Source organism: Pseudodesulfovibrio sp. 7M6, assembly GCF_050058625.1.
GTDB lineage: Bacteria > Desulfobacterota > Desulfovibrionia > Desulfovibrionales > Desulfovibrionaceae > Pseudodesulfovibrio > Pseudodesulfovibrio salinus.
Map to the genome: position 1 here is coordinate 3,055,013 of NZ_CP188816.1, position 21,575 is coordinate 3,076,587.

The 21,575-nt window shown below is 61.0% G+C and carries 19 protein-coding genes; 15 read left to right on the plus strand and 4 right to left on the minus strand.

Translation table 11 applies throughout. From position 1 onward, the window contains the following. Positions 1 to 6 precede the first annotated feature (6 nt). The 12 genes from rsmI to ACI0FG_RS14360 all read left to right on the plus strand — a co-directional run bounded on the left by rsmI (position 7) and on the right by ACI0FG_RS14360 (position 11,334). A complete protein-coding gene (rsmI, locus tag ACI0FG_RS14305) occupies positions 7 to 864 on the plus strand; it encodes a 16S rRNA (cytidine(1402)-2'-O)-methyltransferase (protein WP_419785677.1) in 858 nt (285 codons plus the stop codon). Further along, the gene (gene bioB / locus ACI0FG_RS14310; RefSeq protein ID WP_419785678.1) at positions 861 to 1,847 is read left to right on the plus strand and encodes a biotin synthase BioB; all 987 of its coding nucleotides are present in this window, start codon (positions 861 to 863) and stop codon (positions 1,845 to 1,847) included. Before rsmI ends, bioB begins: the two co-directional genes overlap by 4 nt. Positions 1,848 to 1,849: 2 nt before the next feature. After that, positions 1,850 to 2,026 carry a hypothetical protein gene (locus ACI0FG_RS14315; RefSeq protein WP_419785679.1) on the plus strand — a complete coding sequence of 59 codons (177 nt, stop codon included), beginning with the start codon at positions 1,850 to 1,852 and terminating at the stop codon, positions 2,024 to 2,026. A 16-nt stretch (positions 2,027 to 2,042) separates the two neighbouring features. Continuing rightward, positions 2,043 to 2,831: a PTS system mannose/fructose/sorbose family transporter subunit IID gene (locus ACI0FG_RS14320; protein ID WP_419785680.1), complete on the plus strand. Its 789-nt coding sequence runs from the start codon at positions 2,043 to 2,045 to the stop codon at positions 2,829 to 2,831. A 57-nt stretch (positions 2,832 to 2,888) separates the two neighbouring features. Beyond that, entirely contained in the window at positions 2,889 to 3,191 is a 303-nt protein-coding gene (locus ACI0FG_RS14325) for an HPr family phosphocarrier protein (protein WP_419785681.1), read from the plus strand. 2 nt (positions 3,192 to 3,193) lie between these two features. Next, positions 3,194 to 4,978 carry a phosphoenolpyruvate--protein phosphotransferase gene (gene ptsP / locus ACI0FG_RS14330; protein WP_419785682.1) on the plus strand — a complete coding sequence of 595 codons (1,785 nt, stop codon included), beginning with the start codon at positions 3,194 to 3,196 and terminating at the stop codon, positions 4,976 to 4,978. A gap of 4 nt (positions 4,979 to 4,982) precedes the next feature. Beyond that, entirely contained in the window at positions 4,983 to 5,462 is a 480-nt protein-coding gene (smpB, locus tag ACI0FG_RS14335) for an SsrA-binding protein SmpB (protein ID WP_419785683.1), read from the plus strand. A 10-nt stretch (positions 5,463 to 5,472) separates the two neighbouring features. After that, positions 5,473 to 5,928, plus strand: a complete 456-nt coding sequence (locus tag ACI0FG_RS14340) for a hypothetical protein (RefSeq protein WP_419785684.1) — start codon at positions 5,473 to 5,475, stop codon at positions 5,926 to 5,928. Between the two features lie 251 nt (positions 5,929 to 6,179). Beyond that, the gene (locus ACI0FG_RS14345) at positions 6,180 to 7,052 is read left to right on the plus strand and encodes a LytR/AlgR family response regulator transcription factor (protein WP_419785685.1); all 873 of its coding nucleotides are present in this window, start codon (positions 6,180 to 6,182) and stop codon (positions 7,050 to 7,052) included. Between the two features lie 115 nt (positions 7,053 to 7,167). After that, positions 7,168 to 9,087, plus strand: a complete 1,920-nt coding sequence (acs, locus tag ACI0FG_RS14350) for an acetate--CoA ligase (protein ID WP_419785686.1) — start codon at positions 7,168 to 7,170, stop codon at positions 9,085 to 9,087. 662 nt (positions 9,088 to 9,749) lie between these two features. Beyond that, a complete protein-coding gene (locus tag ACI0FG_RS14355; RefSeq protein ID WP_419785687.1) occupies positions 9,750 to 10,337 on the plus strand; it encodes a WbuC family cupin fold metalloprotein in 588 nt (195 codons plus the stop codon). An 85-nt stretch (positions 10,338 to 10,422) separates the two neighbouring features. Then, positions 10,423 to 11,334 carry a DMT family transporter gene (locus tag ACI0FG_RS14360; protein WP_419785688.1) on the plus strand — a complete coding sequence of 304 codons (912 nt, stop codon included), beginning with the start codon at positions 10,423 to 10,425 and terminating at the stop codon, positions 11,332 to 11,334. Positions 11,335 to 13,321: 1,987 nt separating this feature from the next. On the opposite strand, the gene ACI0FG_RS14365 is transcribed toward ACI0FG_RS14360, so the two are convergent. The 3 genes from ACI0FG_RS14365 to argS form a co-directional block, all read right to left on the minus strand. Continuing rightward, entirely contained in the window at positions 13,322 to 14,395 is a 1,074-nt protein-coding gene (locus tag ACI0FG_RS14365; RefSeq protein WP_419785689.1) for a linear amide C-N hydrolase, read from the minus strand. A 154-nt stretch (positions 14,396 to 14,549) separates the two neighbouring features. Further along, positions 14,550 to 15,251, minus strand: coding sequence for an SPOR domain-containing protein (locus ACI0FG_RS14370; protein ID WP_419785690.1), 702 nt, complete (start codon positions 15,249 to 15,251; stop codon positions 14,550 to 14,552). A gap of 7 nt (positions 15,252 to 15,258) precedes the next feature. Continuing rightward, positions 15,259 to 16,899 (minus strand): arginine--tRNA ligase, encoded by a 1,641-nt coding sequence (gene argS, locus ACI0FG_RS14375; RefSeq protein ID WP_419785691.1) that lies wholly within the window; start codon positions 16,897 to 16,899, stop codon positions 15,259 to 15,261. Positions 16,900 to 17,054: 155 nt separating this feature from the next. Here argS and ACI0FG_RS14380 point away from each other — a divergent pair, with 155 nt between their 5' ends. Next, positions 17,055 to 17,405: a PilZ domain-containing protein gene (locus ACI0FG_RS14380; RefSeq protein ID WP_419785692.1), complete on the plus strand. Its 351-nt coding sequence runs from the start codon at positions 17,055 to 17,057 to the stop codon at positions 17,403 to 17,405. 18 nt (positions 17,406 to 17,423) lie between these two features. Here the strand turns inward: ACI0FG_RS14380 and ACI0FG_RS14385 are convergent, their stop codons facing one another. Further along, positions 17,424 to 18,317 (minus strand): DMT family transporter, encoded by an 894-nt coding sequence (locus ACI0FG_RS14385; RefSeq protein WP_419785693.1) that lies wholly within the window; start codon positions 18,315 to 18,317, stop codon positions 17,424 to 17,426. A gap of 223 nt (positions 18,318 to 18,540) precedes the next feature. Here ACI0FG_RS14385 and ACI0FG_RS14390 point away from each other — a divergent pair, with 223 nt between their 5' ends. Both ACI0FG_RS14390 and ACI0FG_RS14395 read left to right on the plus strand, forming a co-directional pair. Next, a complete protein-coding gene (locus tag ACI0FG_RS14390; protein ID WP_419785694.1) occupies positions 18,541 to 19,527 on the plus strand; it encodes a glycosyltransferase family 1 protein in 987 nt (328 codons plus the stop codon). 11 nt (positions 19,528 to 19,538) lie between these two features. Continuing rightward, positions 19,539 to 20,357 (plus strand): TatD family hydrolase, encoded by an 819-nt coding sequence (locus ACI0FG_RS14395; RefSeq protein WP_419785695.1) that lies wholly within the window; start codon positions 19,539 to 19,541, stop codon positions 20,355 to 20,357. Positions 20,358 to 21,575: the final 1,218 nt, after the last annotated feature.

Sequence of the window (21,575 nt, forward strand, 5' to 3'; positions counted from 1 at the left end):
CCAGAGATGACGAATTCCGAGACAGACATTTCATACAACGCAGGCGGGATACTCCACGTTGTCGCCACGCCGCTGGGCAATACGGACGACCTTTCGCCCCGCGCCCGGCACGTGCTGGCCAACGCGGACCTCATCCTGGCCGAGGACACCCGCCGGTCCGGCGCACTTTTTGCCCGCATCGGACTGACGCATTCCGGCAGACTGATGAGCTTCTACGACCACAATGAGGAGAAGCGGCTGCCGAGGGTGCTGGCCGCGCTGGAGGACGGCGCGTCCGTGGCCCTGATTTCCGATGCCGGGACGCCGCTGCTCTCGGACCCAGGCTATACCCTGGTACGCGCCTGCCGCGAGCGGGGCATCCGGGTGACGCCCGTGCCCGGCCCCAGCGCGCCGGTAACGGCCCTTTCCGCTTCCGGGCTGCCGCCGCTGCCGTATACGTTTCTGGGCTTCCTGCCCCGGCGCAAGGGGCAGACCGAAAAGCTCCTGGCCGCCCATCGAGATACCGGGGCCACGCTGATCTTTTTCGAACGCAAGACCCGGCTCCTCGGGTCATTGAAAATTTGCCGAGAGGTGCTGGGCGACCGGCCCTTCTGCATCGCCCGCGAGCTGACCAAGGATTTCGAGGAGTTCATTCCCGGCACGCTGGCCGATGTATCGGGCGTGGACCCGGAATTGCGCGGCGAAATCACAGTGCTCATCGGCCCGCCCGAAGGCACAGACAAGGCGGAAGCCGAGGATATCGCCCAAATCATCGAGGAAGAAAGCAAGGCCGGAGGCAAGCCCAAGGAGATCGCACGCCGTGTGGCGGAGCGGGCTCCCGGCTGGACAGCCAAGGCGGTCTATGCTTTGATGCGCGACGCATGAGCCTCTCTTCAATTCTTCGCAAGGTTCTGGACGGCGGCACCCCGTCCGACGCCGATATCCGGTTCCTCCTGGACCTGCCGGACGAGCGCCTGAGTGAACTGCTGGACGCGGCCCACCAGATCCGGCTGGCCCGATTCGGCAACCGCATCTCCCTGTGCGCCATCGTCAACGCCTGTTCCGGCCGCTGCTCCGAGGACTGTTCCTTCTGCGCCCAGTCGGGCCATCACCATGCCGAAAGCCCGACCTATCCGCTCATTTCCCCGGACGAGATCGAAAAGTCCGGGCGCGCCGCCTGGGAGGCGGGAGCCACCCGTTTCGGCGTGGTCATGAGCGGCAAGACCCGGTCGACACGGGACATGGACACCCTGGCCGAGGCCATAGGGCGGCTGACACGCATCGGTCTGGCACCGGACCTTTCGGCCGGAATCCTGGCCCCCGAACAATTAAATACATTGAAAAAGGCGGGGCTTGCGGGGTATCATCACAACCTGGAAACGTCAGCCTCCTTTTTCCCGCACATGTGCACCACCCACCGATACGAAGAGGACGTGGACGCGGTGCGCACGGCGCTGAAGGCCGGGCTGCACGTCTGCTCCGGCGGCATCTTCGGCATTGGCGAAAGCTGGGACGACCGGGTGGAATTGGCCCTGCTGCTGCGCGACCTCGGCGTGCATTCGGTGCCGATCAATTTTCTGCATCCCGTGCCGGGCACACCGCTGGAAGGGCGCAAACCGCTTCCGCCCGAGGAGGCGCTGCGAATCGTGGCGCTTTACCGGTTCCTGCTGCCGGACAGGGCGTTACGCATCTGCGGCGGCCGCCCCATCGTCTTTGGGCAGGAACGCAAGCGGGAGCTGCTCACGGCCGGGTCATCCGGGCTGATGATCGGCGACTACCTGACCACGCGCGGCAGCGACGCCGGGTCGGATATGGAAGAAATGCAACTCGCCGGGCTGGTCCCGGACGTGGGGAACAAGGATAGATAGGAATGTCCGAGAAATCGCTCACCGACCTGCACGGGCTGACATGGACAGCGCTCATGGCCGCTCTGGTGGCAGCGGGGGCCTTTCTCATCGTGCCCATCGGTCCGCTGCCGGTTTCCCTGCACCCCCTGTTCGGCGCCCGGCACCTCTATCGACACGGCCTGCTGCCGGGCCAGCGCTGATCTCCGGAGAATTGTCATGCATCCCAAGAGTCTGCATATCCCCGGAGCCGAGTCCCAAGCCATGGCCTTTCTGCGCTGTTTCGTGCGCAGCTATCTTTCCGGTACCGGATTCAATACGCGCGGTATGCAGAACATCGGCCTGATCTTCGCCATGCAGCCCGGCCTGCGGGCCATATACCGGGACGATCCCACGGCGCTCAAGGCGGCCTACAAGCGATATGCGGGCCACCACCAGTCCCACCCCTTTTGGGCCGCGTGTCTGGCGGGCATATTCCTGAACGTGGAGCTGGCCATCGCAGCGGGACGGTTCCCGCCCAAGATGCTGTCCAAGGTCAAGGATACCACCTCCTACACCCTGTCCGCGCTGGGCGATTCGGTATTTGCGGGCAGTATGCTCATCTTCTGGGCGCTGCTGACCATATGCCTGCTGCTCTCCGGCCAGACGACCGCCTCCCTCATACTGGGAGTGGCATTCTTCGTGGCGCTCCAGGTGTTCCGCATCTACACCTTTGTGGGGGGCCTGCGGCAGGGATTCAAATTTTTGGAGCGGCTCAAACGGCTGGACCTGATCAACTGGGGCCGCCGGGTCAAATACGTAAACGCCCTGCTCCTGCTCTGGCTGTGGATTCTCATCTGGCCGCGGCCCTTCGACTGGTGGGAATGGCTGGGCGGAGTGGCCGCGCTCATGCTCTTTGCGCGGTTCGTGCGCACCGGCATCATGTCACGCGCGCTGGCGGCCGCCGTCTTCGTGGTGGCCATCGACCGGTTCGAAATGGTTGAGCAGTGGATACGCAGCCTGCTTTAGCCTGATATTTTTTTGTCGATCAACCATTGAAAAGCGGGTACAACAACGGACAAGGCAATGACGGAAAACACGCAGACAACAGACTCGGAGCAGGACTTTTCCTCGGTGCGGATAATCATCCGCGGCGAGCACGGCCTGCATGCCCGGCCAGCGGGCAAGCTTGCCCAGAAGGCACAGTCCTTCAGCTCCGACATCTACCTTCTGGCAGGCGAAAACAGGGCGGACGCCAAGTCCATCCTGGATGTGCTCACCTTGGCCGCCGGGCCGGGTGAGATTGTGGAAATCCAGGCCAAGGGCGACGACGCCGATCAGGCCCTGGACGCCCTGAAAAGGCTCTTCGAGAGCAATCTGGAAGAATAGGCATGGCACACAAGGTCCTGACGGGCATACCGGTCGCAACGGGCATCGCCATCGGCAAGGCGTTCTTCGTCAACCGAAACCACAAGGCGCATCTGCCCCGGCAGACCGTGGGCGCTGCACAGGTTCCCGCCGAGGTGGAGACCCTGCATCAGGCCTTTACCGATGTGGAATCCGAACTGACAGCCATCCGCGAGCAGGTTCCGGCCGAGCTCAAGGAATACGGCCTGCTCATCGACACCCACCTGCTCATGCTCAAGGACCCCAAACTTTCCGGCGCGGCCGAGGAGCACATCCGCACCCTCGGGCTCAACGCGGCCTGGGCCCTGGAAAAGGCCGTGGCCGACCAGGAAGCCGTATTCGGCGCCATCCACGATCCGTACATCCGCGAGCGGATGCAGGACGTACGCGTGATGGCGGACAAGGTGCAGGCCAAACTGCTGGGTGCCGAGACCGACCTGGCCGCCATGAAGGGCCGGGCCATCATCATGGCCCACGACCTGAGCCCGGCCGACACCGTGGAACTCCAGGTGGACAAGATCATCGGCTTTGCCACCGTGCGCGGCGGCAAGACGTCCCACACCGGCATCATGGCCCGTTCCCTGGGCATCCCGGCCCTGGTGGGCGTGGAAAAGCTGGAGGACATGGTCCGCGACGGCGACCTCGTGGTCATGGACGGCCTGTCCGGCAAAATCGTGGTCAATCCCTCCGAAAGCGAGCTGGCGGAGTACAACGAGCGGGCCTCGCTCTTCGAGGACTACACCCGCAAAATAAAAAGGCACTGCCACCTCCCGGCCGAAACCTTTGACGGCTCCCGCGTCCAGGTCATGGCCAATATCGAACTGGTGGAGGAAGTGGCCTCGGTCATAGACAACGGCGGCGAGGGCGTGGGACTCTACCGGACGGAATACGCCTACATGAACCGCACCGACCTCCCCACGGAGGAGGAACTGACCGAAAAATACATCGACCTCGCGGCCATCATGAATCCGCGAAAGATGGTCTTCCGCACCCTGGACCTCGGCGCGGACAAGTTCATCTCCGCCTATGGCGAGCTGGGCGAGGCCAACCCGGCCATGGGGCTGCGGGCCATCCGCTTCTGCCTCAAGAATCCGCAACTTTTCAAGACGCAGCTCCGGGCCATCCTGCGCGCCTCGGCCTTCGGCAACGTCTCGCTCATGTTCCCCATGATCTCCGGGGTGAAGGAGGTCCGCCAGGCCAAGGCGTGGCTGGCACAGGCCAAGGCAGAACTACGGCGCGAGGGCTTGGAGTACGACCCGGAGATGCCGGTGGGCATCATGATCGAACTGCCCGCAGCCGTGATGATTGCGGAGTATCTGGCCCACGAGGTGGACTTCTTTTCCATCGGCACCAACGACCTGATCCAGTATTCCATCGGCGTGGACCGAACCAACCACCATGTATCCTACCTCTACCAGCCGCTCCACCCGGCCACCCTGCGCTCCATCAAGCTGGTGGTTGACGCGGCCCATCAGGCAGGCATAGAAGTCTCGCTCTGCGGCGAGGTCGCGTCCGACCCGTTCTGCGTGCCCATCCTGCTCGGCATGGGCATCGACTCCATCTCGCTGACGCCCCAGGCCATCCCCGGCATCAAGCGCATCATCCGGCAGACCAACATGCACGACTGCCGCAAGCTGCTCAAGGAAGTGCTGGGGTGCCGCACGGTCAGCCGGATCAACAATTTGGTGATGGACAACATTTTCAAACACTTCCCGGACGAGGTGACCTTCTTTACCTCCCTGCTGGAAAACGACGAGGCCCCGTCATAGACCCATGGCCAAGAAAAAAAACAAATCCACATCGCCCAACTCCATCGCGGTCAACAAGCAGGCCCGACGCCTCTACGAGATTATGGAAACCTTCGAGGCGGGAATCTCCCTGCTCGGCAGCGAGGTGAAGTCACTGCGCGGCAGCCAGGTTTCCTTCAAGGACGGCTATGTCTCGTTTCGTGACGGCTCGGCCTTTCTGGTGGGCATTCACATCGCTCCCTATGAAAAGACCGGCATCTACGACCAGCACGACCCGGAACGGCCGCGCCGCCTGCTGCTGCACAAGCACGAGATTGAAACCCTGACCGCCAAGACGGACCAGAAGGGCCTGACCGTGGTGCCTATGAAGCTCTACTTCTCCCACGGCAAGGTAAAACTCGAAATCGGCCTGGGACGGGGCAAGAACGTCCACTCCAAAAAGGAAGACCTCAAGGCGCGCGACATTGCCCGCGACACCGAGCGGCAACTCTCCGACTACAAATAGGCGCCTTCCCGTGCGCACCTTCGAAGACCTCATAAGCGGCTGCCTGGAAACGGGCCGCCGCTTTCATTTGCTCTACGTCTACCTGCGGCTGGCGCGGCCGGAAGGCGACGCCACGCTGGCGGAACTCTTTCCCGATCAGGATATGTCCGGCGTGGATTCCCTCGGGGTCATCCTCTTCGACGCCCACGAGCCGGTAAAGCCCGGACTGACCTTCGAGACCATGCGCGCCCATGCCGATGCCTACTGCGACAAGTGGGACGTGGTCTTCATCATGACCGCGCGCAACGCGGACGACTCGCCCGTTACCGACGAACAGGCCAAAAATTTTCTGGCCGACATGCGGGAGCGCATACTGTCCGGTAAGTTCCCGGAGTGGGCCCCGGTGTTCGACCACGACGGTGCGCTCAAGGGCGTGGACAAGGCCCGGCCCATACGCATCGATCCCGCCCACAGACGATCCAATTGACCGGCGCGTCAATCCAAGACACATCCGAGCCTTGCACCCGGCCGCGAATAAGGTTACGGGATAATGGAGGATACCGATCCTCCATGGCCCTAGCCAACCGCAAAAACAACATCAGAGGCTGTTTAATAATGGCAAGATGCTAGGCGCGAAGGAAGTACAAAATCAAAGCGTACTCCCTGTACGCGAGATTTTGAACTTCTTGCAGCAACGACGCAGATCGCCGTTTTTCAACAGCCGAGGCCGAACCGACCATGCCCAAGCTCAAAACCCTGCTGATTCATCCCGATCCGGAAGTGCGTACCGCCCTGCGCGACGCCCTGGAGGATGTGCCGTTCGTGCAGGTGCTGGGCGAGGCGGTGACAGCCTTTGAGGCAATGGAGCTGCTGGAATCCATCCCCTACGGTGTCTTTTTTCTGGGCGTGGACCTGCCGGGCGGCACCTCCGGCATCGAGATGGCCCAGATGCTCGCCGGACGAAAACACAAACCGGCACTGGTTTTCATCTCCGACGCCGAGACCCAGGCCTATGCCGCCTTTGAGCTGGGGGCCACGGACTACCTGCTCTGGCCGCCCGCGCCGGGACGCATGGCCCGGACTGTGGACCGGCTCCAGAACTTCAAGACCCGGTTCCGCGAGGTGCCCACACCACCGGCCTATGACCCGGCGGACAACGAACCGGTGGAACTGGACGACGAGCAGACCGTACAGCTCCCTCTGCCCGACGAGGAGCAGGACACCTTCCTGGCCGCGCTCAAGGTGGCCTGGGATCAGACCGCCGGACGCAGGCCCGAGATCGAAAAGCTGGCCGTAACCCAGGACGGACGCACCATCCTCATCCCCTACGACCAGATCATCTTTGTGGAGGCGTTCGAGGACTACTCATACGTGCACACGGCCAATCAGAAATACCTCTCCTCCCACCGGCTCAAGAACCTGGAGGACCGGCTGGAACCGCACCGCTTTTTCCGCGTACACCGCAAATATCTGGTCAATCTGGACATGGTCACCGAGATTGCCAGCATGCCCGGATCGAACTTCATGCTGCGCACCGCGGGCCGCACCCGCATCGAACTGCCCATCAGCCGACGGAGGATCGCCGAGCTCAAAAAGATCATCGGCCTGTAACCGTTCAACCAGCCGCATTTGCCGCCCACCGAAAAGGCGGAGCGTTGCGGCGCAAACCTGTTATGAATGAAACTCGCCGGACCGGATTTTCCGGCCCGCAGTGCGAGGAGGAAATATGGACCAGTCAATGCAACTCGACAATCTGCTTCAGGAGGAACGGGTCTTCCGCCCCCTGCCGCAATTGGTCATCGAGGCCAACGTCAATCCCCAGGAGCTGGAGGCCGCGCGCAAACTCGCCGCCACGGACCCGCTCGCCTACTGGGAAGAGGCCGCGGACGAACTGGACTGGTTCAAGAAGTGGGACCAGGTCTTCGACGACAAGGACGCCCCGTTCTACAAATGGTTCCCCGGCTCACGCTGCAATATCGTGTACAACGCCCTGGACCGCCACATCGAGACCGTAAGCAAGAACAAGCTGGCCCTCATCTGGGAGGGCGAGCCGGGCGACACCCGCAAATACACCTATTTCGAACTCTACCGCGAGGTGAACCGGTTCGCCAACGCCCTGCGCACCCTCGGCATCCGCAAAGGCGACCGGGTTGTCATCTACATGCCCCAGCTGCCGGAGACCGTCATCGCCATGCTGGCCACGGCCAAGATCGGTGCCATCCACACCTCGGTCTTTGCCGGGTTCTCGGCCAAGGCGCTCCGCCAACGGATCAACGATGCCCAGGCCAAACTGGTGGTCACCGCAGACGGCTTTTACCGCAACGGCCGAATCATCAACCTCAAGGACATCGCGGATCAGGCCCTGGTCGGCGCCTGTACCGACTGCGTGGAGTCCATGGTTGTTGTCCGGCGCTGCAACATCAACGTGGAGATGGCGGACGGACGGGACTTCCACTACGAGGACCTCATCCGCCAGGAGCGCAACGAGGCCCCCACCGAGGTCATGGACGCGGACGACCCGCTCTTCGTGCTCTACACCTCGGGCACCACGGGCAAGCCCAAGGGCATTGTCCACTCCCATGCAGGCTACATGGTCGGCGTGCACCGCACACTGACCACGGTCTTCGACATCAAGCCCACGGACATTTTCTGGTGCGCGGCCGACACGGGCTGGGTCACCGGCCACTCGGCAGGCGTATACGGCCCCCTCATGGCGGGCACCACCTCGGTCATGTACGAGGGACACCCGAACTACCCGCAGGCCGACCGACTCTGGTCCATCGTGGCCCGTTACGGCGTGACCATCTTCTATACCGCGCCGACCATGATCCGGATGCTCATGCGTTTCGGCACCCAGTATCCCAAGACCCACGACCTCTCCTCCCTGCGCCTGCTCGGCAGCGTGGGCGAGCCCATCAGCCCGGAAGCGTGGATCTGGCTCTACAAGAACATCGGCCGCTCCGAATGCCCGGTCATCGACACATGGTGGCAGACCGAGACCGGCATGTTCATGATCTCTCCCATGCCCATCTCCCTGCTCAAGCCCGGCTCGGTGACCAAGCCCCTGCCCGGCGTGGAATGCGACGTGGTGGATGGTGACGGTCAGCCCGTTCCGCCCGGCAAGGGCGGCCTGCTGGTCATCACCAAACCTTGGCCCGCCATGATGACCGGCCTGTGGAACGACAACGACCGCTACCGCAAATACTGGGAGACCATCCCCGGCGTGTACTACGCGGGCGACGTGGCCCGAAAGGACGAGGACGGCTACATCTGGATTCAGGGACGGGCCGACGACGTCATCAACATCGCGGGCCACCGCATCGGCTCCGCCGAACTGGAAGCGGCCTTCGGCACCCACCCGGCCGTGAATGAATGCGCGGTCATCGGCGTGCCGGACAAGATCAAGGGCGAGGCGGCCAAGGCCTTTGTCATCCCCGTGCCCGATGCCATTGTGGACGACGACCTCATCAAGGACCTGAAGCGGACCATCCGCAACGAACTCGGTCCGGTGGCGGTCATCAAGTCTATCGAATTCCGGGACCAGTTGCCCAAGACGACCTCGGGAAAGATCATGCGCCGCGTGCTCAAGGCCGAAGAGCTGGGAGAGGAACTCGGCGACCTGACCGGCATGATCAACGAGCCATAGACAACCACGCATTTCCTCGAAAAAAAGCAGCCGGACATGGATGAATCATGCCCGGCCGCACTGCGTTTACAGAATATTATGTTCTGCCTATTCGGCAGGGGTAAAGAACGCCTCCGACGCGACCTCTTCCTTATTCAATACGGTACATCAGTGCGGTGTGCGGCCAACTGCCAATCTCCGGGCTGCAAAACTCGGGATTGTCCGGGCCAAAACATTAGTGTTCGATGCGAAGACGCCGAACAGCTCCGGCAGCTTGGGGCTGCGCTCCGAAAACCACCAGGAGTGTGACGCGTCGGCCATGCCGGACTGCATCGCCTCGGTATGTTCACGCGCTGGCGGATGGAACCCAGCGGGGTCGGGATGGCGGCCCGGTCACCATTTTCCAGTCCCAGTTTCACAGCGGTATCCGGGGGGAGCGAGACCATCGGATCGGGCACCTTGCCTGGGCCTTGGCAATCTGCCGCTGCCCTGACTGATACATGGGCAAAGGGCACGTTTCACAGCTACCGAGGCGGCTGCGACGAAGCTATATTCATAGCGCAACATGATGAAATTATCTCCAAAACACTCTTCCGTCTCTATCTGCGCATACTGGGTATCAAGGACCAGCCACAGGCCCTGCGGACGACATCTTGCCCAAACCGGCCGGTGCATGTACATAAATGGCCATGACCGAAGAAAAAAAATACCCCACGGCCCTTCCGGCTCCGAAAGAGGATGTCATTCCCCTCACCCTGTCCATGGTCGGCAACCTGCTGAAGGCATCGCAGGAAAGCCCGCGCAAGCGAATGCTCCAGCGCATCCACAAGGAGGACGGCGAGACCGTGCACCGCATGTTCAATGCGCTCCAGCCCGGCACCTACGTCACGCCGCACCGCCACCTGCACCCGGCCAAAACAGAAACCATTCTGACCATAGCGGGCGCCCTGCTCTTCGTGGAGTTCGATGAGAACGGCAAGTTCCTGCGCCACACCCTGCTCCAGCCCGGCACCGAGATATTTGGCGTGGATGTGGCCCCGCACGTATACCACACCTATATCGCGCTCAAGGCGGACACCCTCATCTTCGAGATCAAGACAGGCCCCTATGCCCATGACACGGACAAGAACATGCCGGACTGGGCACCGCGGGAAGGCACCGAGGAAGCGGACACCTACCTTCTGGACCTGATAAAGCTCCTGGCGGAGCGAGCCAACGCCGAGGCCGAAGCCCTCAAGGAACGCAAGGCAAACGAGAACCCGGACAATTAACCGGCACAAATCCGGTTGACTTGCACGCCATAATCAGGAATCACCGGCAAGGCGGAACGCCGCAACCGCAACCTCGGGGATTTCCATGAACAACCGCGCCCTGCGTGCCGATATCCTGCTGTTTCTCACCGCCGCCATCTGGGGGCTCGCCTTTGTTGCCCAGCGTGTCGGCATGGACCATGTCGGCCCCCTGACCTTCAACGGCATCCGATTCGCCCTGGGCGGCCTTGCCCTCATTCCGCTGGCCCTGCGCCTGGAGCGCAATCGCGCCACCACCTATTCCCCCACCTCGAACAAGCGCCTCGCCATCGGCGGCGGGGTCCTCGGCATCGCCCTGTTCTGCGGCGCATCCCTGCAACAAATCGGCCTGGCCGGTCCCCAGCTCGCCCAGTTCGGCCTCACCGCCACCACGGCGGGCAAAGCGGGATTCATCACCGGCCTCTATGTGGTGCTCGTGCCTATCTGCGGCCTCTTCCTGGCCGAACGCCCCGGCTGGGGGACCTGGGTGGGCGCCCTGCTGGCCGTCTTTGGCATGTACCTGCTCTCGGTCACGGCCGACCTGACGGTTGCCTTCGGTGACCTGCTCGTCCTGTTCAGCGCCTTTTTCTGGACCGCCCACGTCCTGCTGGTGGGCAAACTTTCGCCCGGCATGGATGCGGCGGACGCCATCAAGCTCTCCATCATCCAATTCATGGCCTGCGCCGTATTCAGCCTCATCGGCGCCTTCGCCACCGAGCCCGTGGCCATAGCCTCCATCAGCGCCGCCGCGGTGCCCATCCTCTACGGCGGCCTCATGTCCGTGGGCGTGGCCTACACGCTCCAGGTCATTGCTCAGCGCGACGCACCCTCGGCCCACGCCGCCATCATCCTCTCGCTGGAGGCGGTTTTTGCCGCTATCGGCGGCTGCCTCATGCTGGACGAGACGCTCACCCTGCGCGCCCTCATCGGCTGCGGACTCATGCTGGCGGGCATGTTGCTGAGTCAGTTGAGACCCTAGGCCCCCTGCCAGGCGGGGAAATCGGTTCATTTGAAATTTATCTCGTTTCCCGGCATTCCGCAAAACGAAACAACGAATAAACGCTGTCTGGGCAAATCTCCGAAACACAGGGCTGGTTCTCAGCGAATTTGCTGCTACGCCTTCCGGGACTGGATGTTTTTCTTCAGACTCTTCTTTTGCAATTATTCAGGTTCCTGCTTGCCGCAACGTCGAAGAAACAAGCTACTTCACTTAAGCCCTGCGGGGACGCGGCTTAGAAGCTGACCAAACGGCCGGAGCGAATCTTCGCGGCCCGGCGGTTTTGAGCTTCTCGCCTTGGGTCGCGGGAGCGCAGGCCGTTTGGATCAGATTCTTTGCCCGTCACCGGGGCGATGGGCGTGGCACCCCAAGAGCGCTTTTTGGTTACTTTTGGGCGCTCTGGTCCAAAAGTAACTCGCACCTTTAGGGTGCGAAACCCTCTGAAATGAATCCCGCCGGAGGCGGCTCAACTTTGGCTTTTCCCCTTTTGATTTTGCCTTTGATTTTCTAGAAGCAGAGAGCCGGGTTTGAAGCCATTCGGCTTCAAAATCCCTCCAATGCCCTGCGCGGGCGGCGCTACTTTTTGCTGGGCCAAAAAGTAGGAAAAAGGCCCTTGCGGGTAGCTTGGCCGCCTGCGTGTTTCGCCGGAAGCATCCGATCCAAGCGGGACGTCTCCATCTCAGGAAAAGTATAGTGCCGTTTCTCCACGAACAGATCGAGGTTACCACCATCCGTCCGGGTGGCTGACGAGAGCCGCCTTACCCGCTTGGTCGGTTGCTAACCGTCGAAACACAGGGCTGCTCTCAGCGAATTAACTGCTACGCTTTCCGGGACCGGACGATTGTCTTCGGAGACTTCTTTTGCGAATGTTCAGGCTCCTGCTTGCCGCTACGACATAAAAACAAGTTCACCCTATCTCAGCCCTGCGGGGACGCGGCTTAGAAGCTGACCAAACGGCCGGAGCGAATCTTCGCGGCCCGTTTTTTTCTCGCTTCCCGCCCTGGGGCGCAGGAGCGCAGGCCGTTTGGATCAGATTCTTTGCCCGTCACCGGGGCGATGGGCGTGGCACCCCAAGAGCGCTTTTTGGTTACTTTTGGGCGCTCTGGTCCAAAAGTAACTCGCACCTTTAGGGTGCGAAACCCTCTGAAATGAATCCCGCCGGAGGCGACTCCTCTTCTGTATTTTCTCTTTTGATTTTGCCTTTGATTCCAAAAGGCAGAGAGCCGGGGTTGAAGCCGTTCGGCTTCAAAATCCCTCCAATGCCCTGCGCGGGCGGCGGTTCTTTTTGCTGGGCCAAAAAAAACCAAAAAGGCCCTTGGTGGTAGACTGACCGCCTACGAGCTTCGCCGGAAGCATCCGATCCAAGCGGGACGGCTCCATCTCAGGAAAAGTATAGTGCCGTTTCTCCGCGAACAGATCGAGGCTGTCACCATCCGTCCGGGTGGCTCACAGGAGCCGCCTTACCCGCTTGGTCGGCTGCTAACCGCCGAAACACAGGGCTGGTCTCAGCGAATTAACTGTTACGATTTGCGAGATCGAACGGTTGTCTTCAAGACCTTCTTTTGCGGATGTTCAGACTTTTGCTTGCCGCAATGGCGCATAGCCAAGCTACTTCGAAGAAGCCCTACGGTGACGCGGCTTAGAAGCTGACCAAACGGCCGGAGCGAATCTTTGCGGCCCGGTGGTTTTTAGCTTCCCGCCCTGGGTCGCGGGAGCGGAGGCCGTTTGGATCAGATTCTTGCCCCGTCACCGGGGCGGTGGGCATGGCACCCCAAGAGCGCTTTTTGGTTACTTTTGGGCGCTCTGGTCCAAAAGTAACTCGCACCTTTAGGGTGCGAAATCCTCTGAAATGAATCCCGCCGGAGGCGGCTCCACTTTTGCCTTTTCTTTCTGACTCTCTCCCAATCTTCAAAACAAAAAGCCCGGCTCTCGAAAGAGCCGGGCTGTCTGAATCCGTTGCAACGACTCCCTACGGAGTCACATCCTTGATGGCATTGCCGGTGGCCTTCCGAACCGGAATCGGCGCGTAATCCGAACGGGTAAAGTCCAGCTTTGTCAGATCAATGGCCCGGAGGGTCTGATCGCCGTAATCGGCAAAATACATCATGCGGTGGGTGAGGTCATAGATGCTCGTCCACTGCGTGTAGTCCGCCATGACACCCTGCGGGGTCTTGTCGCGGCTGATGCCCTTCATCACATAAATCTGCTCCAGAAGACGGCGCGCCAGGACAATGGCGTCGTCAGTCTTCTCCGGCTGATAGGCGAAGGTCTCGAGCACGGCGAGGCGAATGAAACGGGACGGCGGCGTGCAGTCGCCGGGCAGGCCGATCATGCCGGAGCCATTGCCCGTGCCCTTGACGGTCTGGCCGTTGAAATCGGCCTTGTCGGTCATCCAAGGGGACAGATTGACGTAGTTGCGCAGGTTGGCGAGGTGGCCGGGAAACGGCGGCTCGTTGGTCATGATGCCGAGCTGGTTGTCGTAGATGTTCAGCTTGCCGTCTATCCACTCCACCACGATGCTGTTGCCCGCCGCGTCATGTACGGCGATGTGGATGGTGAGGATGCCGTTCAGTTGAGGCAACGTGTCACCCCAGACCAGAACCTTGGGCAGCGCCTTCTTGACCTCTGCCACGGTGGCAAAGTTGCCGAGAATCCAATCCGGCACCAGTGAGGCGGCCAGTGCCTGGGCTTCCTTACCATTGGGAACAGTCTGGTAACCGACCGAGGGCAGCCACAGGAACTTGGCCGAGAGGCCTTTCTCGTTCATGCCATCGGAAGAAATCTGCGACTTGAGGGCAGCCATGGCCACAAAACCGTAGCGCTGCTTCCACTGCAAGCCCTTGGCCTTGCCCGGAGCTGCGGAACTCCACTGTTTGCCTCTGGGGTAGATGGCGACCTGGGCCTCGTCCTCAATGCCGAAATCCATGGAACGGGCGTTGAGCACCGTGCCGTCCTTGGCCTTGACCACAAAGTCCGAACAGGCGGATGCGGGAGCGGCAAAAAGCGCTAGCGCGAGTAAAAGAGTGAGAAGATAATATGGCATGTTGACTCCTTGTCTCGTATGAGGGATGGACATCTTGCAAAATGGCAAGCCGTTATAAAGTACGTCCGGTGCGACGGAATGTCGATAGAGAATACTGATCATCGCAACGATTCTGCGAATGAACTGAAAAGGAGATTGTGGGCCATTGCCCGAATTATTGGGCGGGCGTTTTTTTCTTGAGCAGGGGTTTTTTTATGCCGAATTTGGCGAGGACGTCCTTCATGGAAGACGTGGAAGCCGGAGTGCCATGGTAAAGCACCTGAACGCGATACCAGACCGAACCACTGACATCACCCGACGCGACATCGGTGCGCAGGCCTGCCGCAGCCAGCTTGTCGGCCAGACTGTCGGCCATATCCGCCTTGCGGAAGGATGCCACCTGATAAACGTAGTTATACACCGGCTCGTCCGGATTGGCGGCATCGGGCTGGAACGCGGCCGGTTTCTCGGGCGTTTCTTGCGCGGCTGCCGGAGTCGGCACCGGTTTGGCCTTGGGGGTCGGTCCGGGCTCGGGTTTGGAAGACGCAGCGTCCTCCATTGCATCCATGACCTTCTCCGGCTGTGCCTTGAGCCGGTCGGGATAGCCGAGTTCCTCGGCCTTGAGTATCTCCGGCTTGGCTGCCTCTGCGGACTGTCCATGCTCCCTGCTGGGCATGATCTCGCTCAGTCGGGGAACATCTGCCTCGGGTCGGTAGCCACGGCCGATGAGGATGCCCATGACAAAGAAGAAGGATAGCGCCAGAATACCCGACCCCACCGCGCTGATCATGGCGGGCAGGGACAGGGTGACGGTAAAGGTCTTGGCCTTGATGGGCGGTTTCTTGACCTTGATTTTAGAGGCGCTTTCTCCAGCCATGATTCTCCTACATGGATTCCGGGGCGCTCACACCGAGTAGACCCAGGCCATTTTCGAGCACGGTGGCCACGCAGCCGAGCAGTGCGAGCCGGGCAGCGGCCACATCCTCGCCTGCGGAAAGAACATGACAATTGGTATAGTATCTGTGGAGCGTTGAGGCAAGTTCCTGGAGATACATGCTGATCAAGTGCGGCGACTGGGTGCGCGCGGCGCTCTCCACATAGTCCGAATACTGGTCCAGCAGACGGAGCAGTTCCATGTCGTGCTCGGTATCCAGCAGGGTCAGGGACTCGGGCGTATAGGACGCCTTGGTTCCGGCCTCGTCCGCCTTCTTTTGCAGGGAGCAGATGCGGGCGTGGGCGTACTGCACGTAGTACACCGGGTTTTCCATGGAGTGCTGCTTGACCAGTTCAAGGTCGAAATCCAGCTTGGAGTCGGACTTGCGGGAAAGGAACATGAAGCGGGAAGCATCGGCCCCGACCTCGTCCACAACGTCCTTGAGAGTCTCGAACTGACCGGCGCGGGTGGACATGGCGATGGGCTCGCCGTTCTTGAGCAGGTTGACGAGGTTGACCAGGATGACGGCCAGGCCGCCTTTCTTGCCCAGGGCCTCGCACGCGGCCATCATGCGCGGCACATAGCCGTGATGGTCCGCGCCCCAGATGTCCACAACGAGATCGAAGCCGCGCTTGAATTTGTTGTCGTGGTAGGCGATGTCCGAAGCGAAATAGGTGTTGTCGCCGTTGCTCTTGCGCAGCACGCGGTCCTTGTCATCCCCCAGCTGGGTGGAGCGGAACCAGAACGCGCCATCCTGCTCATAGCCCATGCCCGAAGCGGTGAGGTCGGCAAAGGTCTCCTCGACCTTGCCGTCGTCCACCAGGGATTTCTCGGAGAACCAGACATCGTGGCGCACGCCGAAAGCGGCCAGATCGTCCTTGATGCCCTGGAGAATGTCGTCCTTGCCGTAGACCTTGCAGATTTCCACTGCCTCGGCCTCCGGCATGTCGAGCAGGCCGGGGTTAAGATCCATGCAAGCCTTGGCGATGTCGATGATGTATTCGCCGCGGTAGTAGTCTTCCGGTTCGGCCGGGTTCAGGCCGCCCAGCTCGCGGGCGCGGTACAGGATGGAGTTGCCCAGAATGAGCATCTGACGACCGGCGTCATTGATGTAATATTCGGCTTCCACGTCGTATCCGGCCTTCTCCATGATGCGCACCAGGGAATCGCCCAGGGCCGCGCCCCGGCCGTGACCGATGTGCAGGGGACCGGTGGGGTTGGCCGAGACGTATTCGACCTGCACCTTGGTGCCGTTGCCCATGGTGGAGTTGCCGAAGGCCTCGCCTGCCTCGCGGATTACGCCCACGGTCTCCCGCCAGAAGGAGGGGGAAAGGGTGAAATTCAGGAATCCCGGACCGGCGATGTCGATTTTTTCGATGAGTTCGTCTCCGGACAGTGCCGCAGCAATATCCTCGGCAATGGCGCGGGGGGCCTTCTTGGCCTCCTTGGCCAGCATCATGGCCACGTTGGCGGACATGTCGCCGAACTGCTTGTCCTTGGGCGGCTCAATAACGGCCTTTTCCGGCCATGCCCAGCCCTTATCGGCCAATACGGCCTTCAATGCCTTTTCCAGGTGTTGCTTCGCTCTCATCTGATTTGTCGCTCCTTGCACGAACCTTGTGGAGGGGCCATTAGCATGTTTGCCCATGCAATCCAAGCTCGGAAATGCCTCCTGGCCCGGCTGCGCACGGTCTTTTCTTCAAGTCGTCTTCATTTTATGGTATACGGCAGAAACGGAGGACTGCCATGAGCAATGAAAAGCGGCGCGGTACGCGCGTCACCGCCGATTTCGAGGCCTATGTCACAGTCGGGGAAGTTGTCATCCCCGTGGAAACGCGCAACCTGAGCCTCAAGGGTGCATTGATAGAAGGGTGCGACGATTGCGCGCCCGGGACCCCCTGTGAGCTGAACATTCCGCTCTCACCCGGCGTGCGCATTGTGGTAACCGGCGAGGTGGTGCGAGTGGGCGAACAGGGCGCAGGCATGATGTTCAGGGAAATGGACGACCTCAGTTTTTCCGCACTGCACCGGCTGGTGCAGCTCAATGCCGATGACCCCGATGCCATAGACGAGGAGTTGGAGCACTCCCTCACATAACCCAAGAAGGGAATTCCGCTAGACGTGTTCGGGCGTTGGCTCGGCAGGCGTGTCGTCGCCCGTGCGGCCCAGGGCCAGGGTGCCGATGACGATGAGGATGCCGCCGCCAATGGTCCACAGATTGGGGATTTCCCCAAGGAACATCGCCCCCCACAGGGCCACGAAAACGACCTCCAGGCAGGTCACGGCGCTGATGCGTGCGGCGGAGTCCTTGGCATAGCCCACGGTCATGAAATATTGACCCGCATTCATGAATCCCGCCACGCCGAGCAGCATGAGCCACTCCTTCCAGTTGGGGACCACCCAGTTCAGGCCGAAAAGCGGACAGGCCACCAGAATCATTAGGGGCGGGTAGAACATGATGACGGCCGGATGCTCGGTTGAAGCCAGCAGGCGGACCGCGATGATGGCCACGGCGGTAAAAACCACACTGAGCAGTCCGATGCCGAGAGCCATCGGATCAAGGACGGAACTGTGCGCACCGAAGATGAACCCCGGACGGCAGACGAGGATTATTCCCGACAGGCTGATGGCGATGGCAAGCAGCGCCGGGCCGCTTAATTTTTCCCGCAGAACCACCCAGGCGGCAAGAGCGACCACGGCCGGGTGAGTGAAGATGATGACCGTGGCATCGGCCAGCGGCAGATGCACAATGGCGTAGAACTCGGCAAAGAGGGACAGGAAGCCGAACAGCCCGCGTGTAAAAAGCAGGAGCCGCCGGTTGCCGAACATGCCCACCCCGGCGCGCCGGACGATGGCCCAACAGAAGCCGATGCCGACCACGCCACGTACGAAAAGGATTTCGGAAGTGGGCACGTGTCCGCCCGCCAGCTTGATGCAAAGCGAACCGAGGGAGAAGAGAAAGGTGCCGAGCAGCATGATACGCATACCCGGAGTAAACCATTTGTGCATCGGCGCAATCTAAGCGCACGACCAATCCTGCACAAGTTCTTTCTTTGCGCGGAAGCCGGAAAATCGTCACACGTCCGTTACCTCGTCCCAGGCAGGGGAGTGTAGCCTGCTTCAAACGGAATCATTCCTCTCCCCGGTGCGGAGCGGCGACTCCCCCAAGCCGTTCCGCACCTCCTCCTCTCCGTCTTGCCAAACTTTCGGGAGTGTGTTCTCTCCTATATCCATGAAGACGCGAATTTTTCTTCCTCCCGTAAAGAAGCCCACAGGCGGCGTCACCGTACTGCGGCAGATGGCCGACATCCTGCACCAGTCCGGATACGATGCCTGTCTTGTTGCGCGGGACCACACCGGCTGGCGGCCCGAGGGACTGGCAAATGCCGCGCCGGTCATGGAGTGGGCGGACCTGGACCTGAAGCCCGGCGACCGCTGGGTCGTGCCCGAGGGATGGGTCAACGGCCTCACCCCAGGGCTGGAGGCACATGCGGACTGCATCAGTTACGTTCAGAACTGGGCCTATCTTTTCTCCTCACTGCCCAAAGGCGTGCTCTGGAATCGCCTGCCCGTCCGTTTCCTCGCCGTGTCCGAACCCGTGGCCAATTATGTGGAGACTGCCACGGGCCGCCCTGCGCCGGTACTGCGCCCCGGCATAGACCGGACCATTTTTCATGCGCCCGAAGCCAAGCCCGTCGGCAAGCCGACCATCGCGTTCATGCCGCGCAAGAACAAGGCGATTGCCGACCAGATCCGGGCTGTGTTCGAACATCGTAACGGCCCTGACCGTGTCCGCTGGCGTCCGCTGGAAGGACTGGACGCCTATGGCGTGGCCAAGGCCCTCGGTGCCGCGCACATCTTTCTCATGACAGGATACCCGGAAGGATGCCCGTTGCCGCCCCTTGAGGCCATGGCCTGCGGCTGCCTGCCTGTGGGCTATTCCGGCCTTGGCGGCTGGGATTACATGCGTCAGGCACAGGAAAATCCGCGTTATACGCCTTGGACGCCCCTGCGCGAAGTTCCCTGGAACGGCAACGGCCTGTGGTGCGCGGACGGCGACGTGCTGGACGCGGCCCTGTGCCTGGAAGACGCCATCAATCTCATCGAAAACCTGGGCCCTGCCCTTGACGCCGTGCTCCGGGCGGGGCAGGAAACCGCGGATGCCCACTCCACGCAGGAGCAGGCCAAAGCCCTCACCAAACTGTGGGGAACCCTGTGAGCCGCTAGATCATGGCAAAAAACAAGAATCGTCCCGAACCCGAATCACTGGAGCTGGCCCCGGTCGGGGTGGACTCCCACGCCCATATCGATCTCGAAGACTATGACGAAGACCGGGAGACCATCCTGGAGCGAGCCAGGCAGAGTGGGCTGGCCAACATCATGAACGTTTTTCTCGGGCCTGATGCGTATGAGCGCAACCGCTCGCTCTTCGACGCCCATCCCGAGGTTTTCTTCCTGCTCGGCGTACATCCCAACGACGCCCAGAAACTCACCGACGAAGTTTTCGACCGTATGCGCGCCCATTTTCTGGCCGATCCGCGCCTCAAGGGCGTGGGGGAGATTGGTCTCGACTACTATTGGGACGACGCGCCGCCCGCCCTGCAAAAGAAAGCTTTTGTCCGCCAGCTGCATCTGGCGCGGGAAGTTGAGCGGCCGGTCATCATCCACTCGCGGGATGCCAATGCGGACTGCGTGGATATCCTGGAAGCCGAGGAATTCCGCGATTATCCGCTGCTCTGGCACTGTTTTGGTGCGGATATCCCACTGGCTACGAAAATTTTGGACAACGGCTGGCACATTTCGGTGCCCGGCCTCGTCTCCTTCCGCAAGACCGACGACCTTCAGGCCGCCGTAGCCAGGATCCCGCTGGACCGGCTACTGGTCGAGACCGACAGCCCCTACCTCACGCCGGAGCCGTGGCGCGGCAAGCGCAACCACCCAGCCTTAGTAGGTTTCACGGCCAAGCGCATCGCCGAGATCAAGGGCCGTTCCCTCGCTGACATCTGGCAGATTACGGGTGACAACGCCCGCAGATTCTTTGGATTGTAGGCGAGTGAACGCTGGAGAACGAAGCGAAAAAAGAAAAGGCAGAATTGAAGCCGCGCCCCCGCATGGTTTCTTCGAAGCCGTTTGGCTATGCGCCGCTGCGGCAAGCAGAGACCTAAACATTGGCAAAAGAAGTCCTGAAGACAACCGTCCGGTCCCGGAAAGCGTAGCAGCTAATTCGCTGAGACCAGCCCTGTGTTTCGACGGTTAGCAACCGACCAAGCGGGTAAGGCGGCTCTTGTCGGCCACCCGGACGGATGGTGGTAGCCTCGGTCTGTTCGCGGAGAAACGGGACTTTACTTTTCCAGAGATGGAGCCGTCCCGCTTGGATCGGATACTTCCGGCGAAGCACGTCGGCGGTAAGGCTACCCGCAAGGGCCTTTTTTCGTTCTTTTTTGGCCCAGCAAAAAAGAACCGCCGCCCGCGCAGGGCATGGAGGGCATTTTGAAGCCGAACGGCTTCAAACCCGGCTTTCTGCCTTTTGGCATCAAAGGCAAAATCAAAAGAGAAAAGGCAGAAGTGGAGCCGCCTCCGGCGGGATTCTCTTTAGAGTGTTTCGCACCCTAAAGGTGCGAGTTACTTTTGGACCAGAGCGCCCAAAAGTAACCAAAAAGCGCTCTTGGGGTGCCATGCCCATCGCCCCGGTGACGGACAAAGAATCTGATTCAAACGGCCTGCGCTCCCGTGGTCCAAGGCGGGAAGCGGAAAACGCCGGGCCGCGAAGATTCGCTCCGGCCGTTTGGTCAGCTTCTAAGCCGCGTCCCCGCAGGGCTGAGATAGGGTGAACTTGTTTTTATGTCGTAGCGGCAAGCAGGAGCCGAACATTCGCAAAAGAAGTCTCCGAAGACAACTGTCCGGTCCCGAAGCATCTTCCAACTAATTCGTTGAGACCAGCCCTGTGTTTCGACGGTTAGCAACCGACCAAGCGGGTAAGGCGGCTCCCGTAAGCCACCCGGTAAATTGGTGGTAGCCTCGGTCTGTTCGCGGAGAAACGGGACTATACTTTTCATTTGATGGAGCCGTCCCGCTTGGATCGGATGCTTCCGTCGTAACACGTCGGCGGCCAAGCTACTCCCAAGGGCTTTTTTGGTTCTTTTTGGCCCAGCAAAAAGAACCGCCGCCCGCGCAGGGCATGGAGGGAACTTTGAAGCCGAACGGCTTCAAACCCGGCTCTCTGCCTTTCAGACTTTTCTTTTTCACAGAAATAAAAAAGGCCGGAGC

Excerpts from the sequence above, each read along its gene's own strand:
- ACI0FG_RS14385 (WP_419785693.1), bottom strand. The coding sequence starts at position 18,317 with ATGCACAAATGGTTTACTCCGGGTATGCGTATCATGCTGCTCGGCACC.
- ACI0FG_RS14315 (WP_419785679.1), top strand. The coding sequence starts at position 1,850 with ATGTCCGAGAAATCGCTCACCGACCTGCACGGGCTGACATGGACAGCG.
- acs (WP_419785686.1), top strand. The coding sequence starts at position 7,168 with ATGGACCAGTCAATGCAACTCGACAATCTGCTTCAGGAGGAACGGGTC.
- bioB (WP_419785678.1), top strand. The coding sequence starts at position 861 with ATGAGCCTCTCTTCAATTCTTCGCAAGGTTCTGGACGGCGGCACCCCG.
- smpB (WP_419785683.1), top strand. The coding sequence starts at position 4,983 with ATGGCCAAGAAAAAAAACAAATCCACATCGCCCAACTCCATCGCGGTC.
- ptsP (WP_419785682.1), top strand. The coding sequence starts at position 3,194 with ATGGCACACAAGGTCCTGACGGGCATACCGGTCGCAACGGGCATCGCC.
- ACI0FG_RS14325 (WP_419785681.1), top strand. The coding sequence starts at position 2,889 with ATGACGGAAAACACGCAGACAACAGACTCGGAGCAGGACTTTTCCTCG.
- ACI0FG_RS14320 (WP_419785680.1), top strand. The coding sequence starts at position 2,043 with ATGCATCCCAAGAGTCTGCATATCCCCGGAGCCGAGTCCCAAGCCATG.
- ACI0FG_RS14390 (WP_419785694.1), top strand. The coding sequence starts at position 18,541 with ATGAAGACGCGAATTTTTCTTCCTCCCGTAAAGAAGCCCACAGGCGGC.
- ACI0FG_RS14360 (WP_419785688.1), top strand. The coding sequence starts at position 10,423 with ATGAACAACCGCGCCCTGCGTGCCGATATCCTGCTGTTTCTCACCGCC.
- argS (WP_419785691.1), bottom strand. The coding sequence starts at position 16,899 with ATGAGAGCGAAGCAACACCTGGAAAAGGCATTGAAGGCCGTATTGGCC.
- ACI0FG_RS14345 (WP_419785685.1), top strand. The coding sequence starts at position 6,180 with ATGCCCAAGCTCAAAACCCTGCTGATTCATCCCGATCCGGAAGTGCGT.
- ACI0FG_RS14365 (WP_419785689.1), bottom strand. The coding sequence starts at position 14,395 with ATGCCATATTATCTTCTCACTCTTTTACTCGCGCTAGCGCTTTTTGCC.
- rsmI (WP_419785677.1), top strand. The coding sequence starts at position 7 with ATGACGAATTCCGAGACAGACATTTCATACAACGCAGGCGGGATACTC.
- ACI0FG_RS14395 (WP_419785695.1), top strand. The coding sequence starts at position 19,539 with ATGGCAAAAAACAAGAATCGTCCCGAACCCGAATCACTGGAGCTGGCC.
- ACI0FG_RS14370 (WP_419785690.1), bottom strand. The coding sequence starts at position 15,251 with ATGGCTGGAGAAAGCGCCTCTAAAATCAAGGTCAAGAAACCGCCCATC.
- ACI0FG_RS14355 (WP_419785687.1), top strand. The coding sequence starts at position 9,750 with ATGGCCATGACCGAAGAAAAAAAATACCCCACGGCCCTTCCGGCTCCG.
- ACI0FG_RS14380 (WP_419785692.1), top strand. The coding sequence starts at position 17,055 with ATGAGCAATGAAAAGCGGCGCGGTACGCGCGTCACCGCCGATTTCGAG.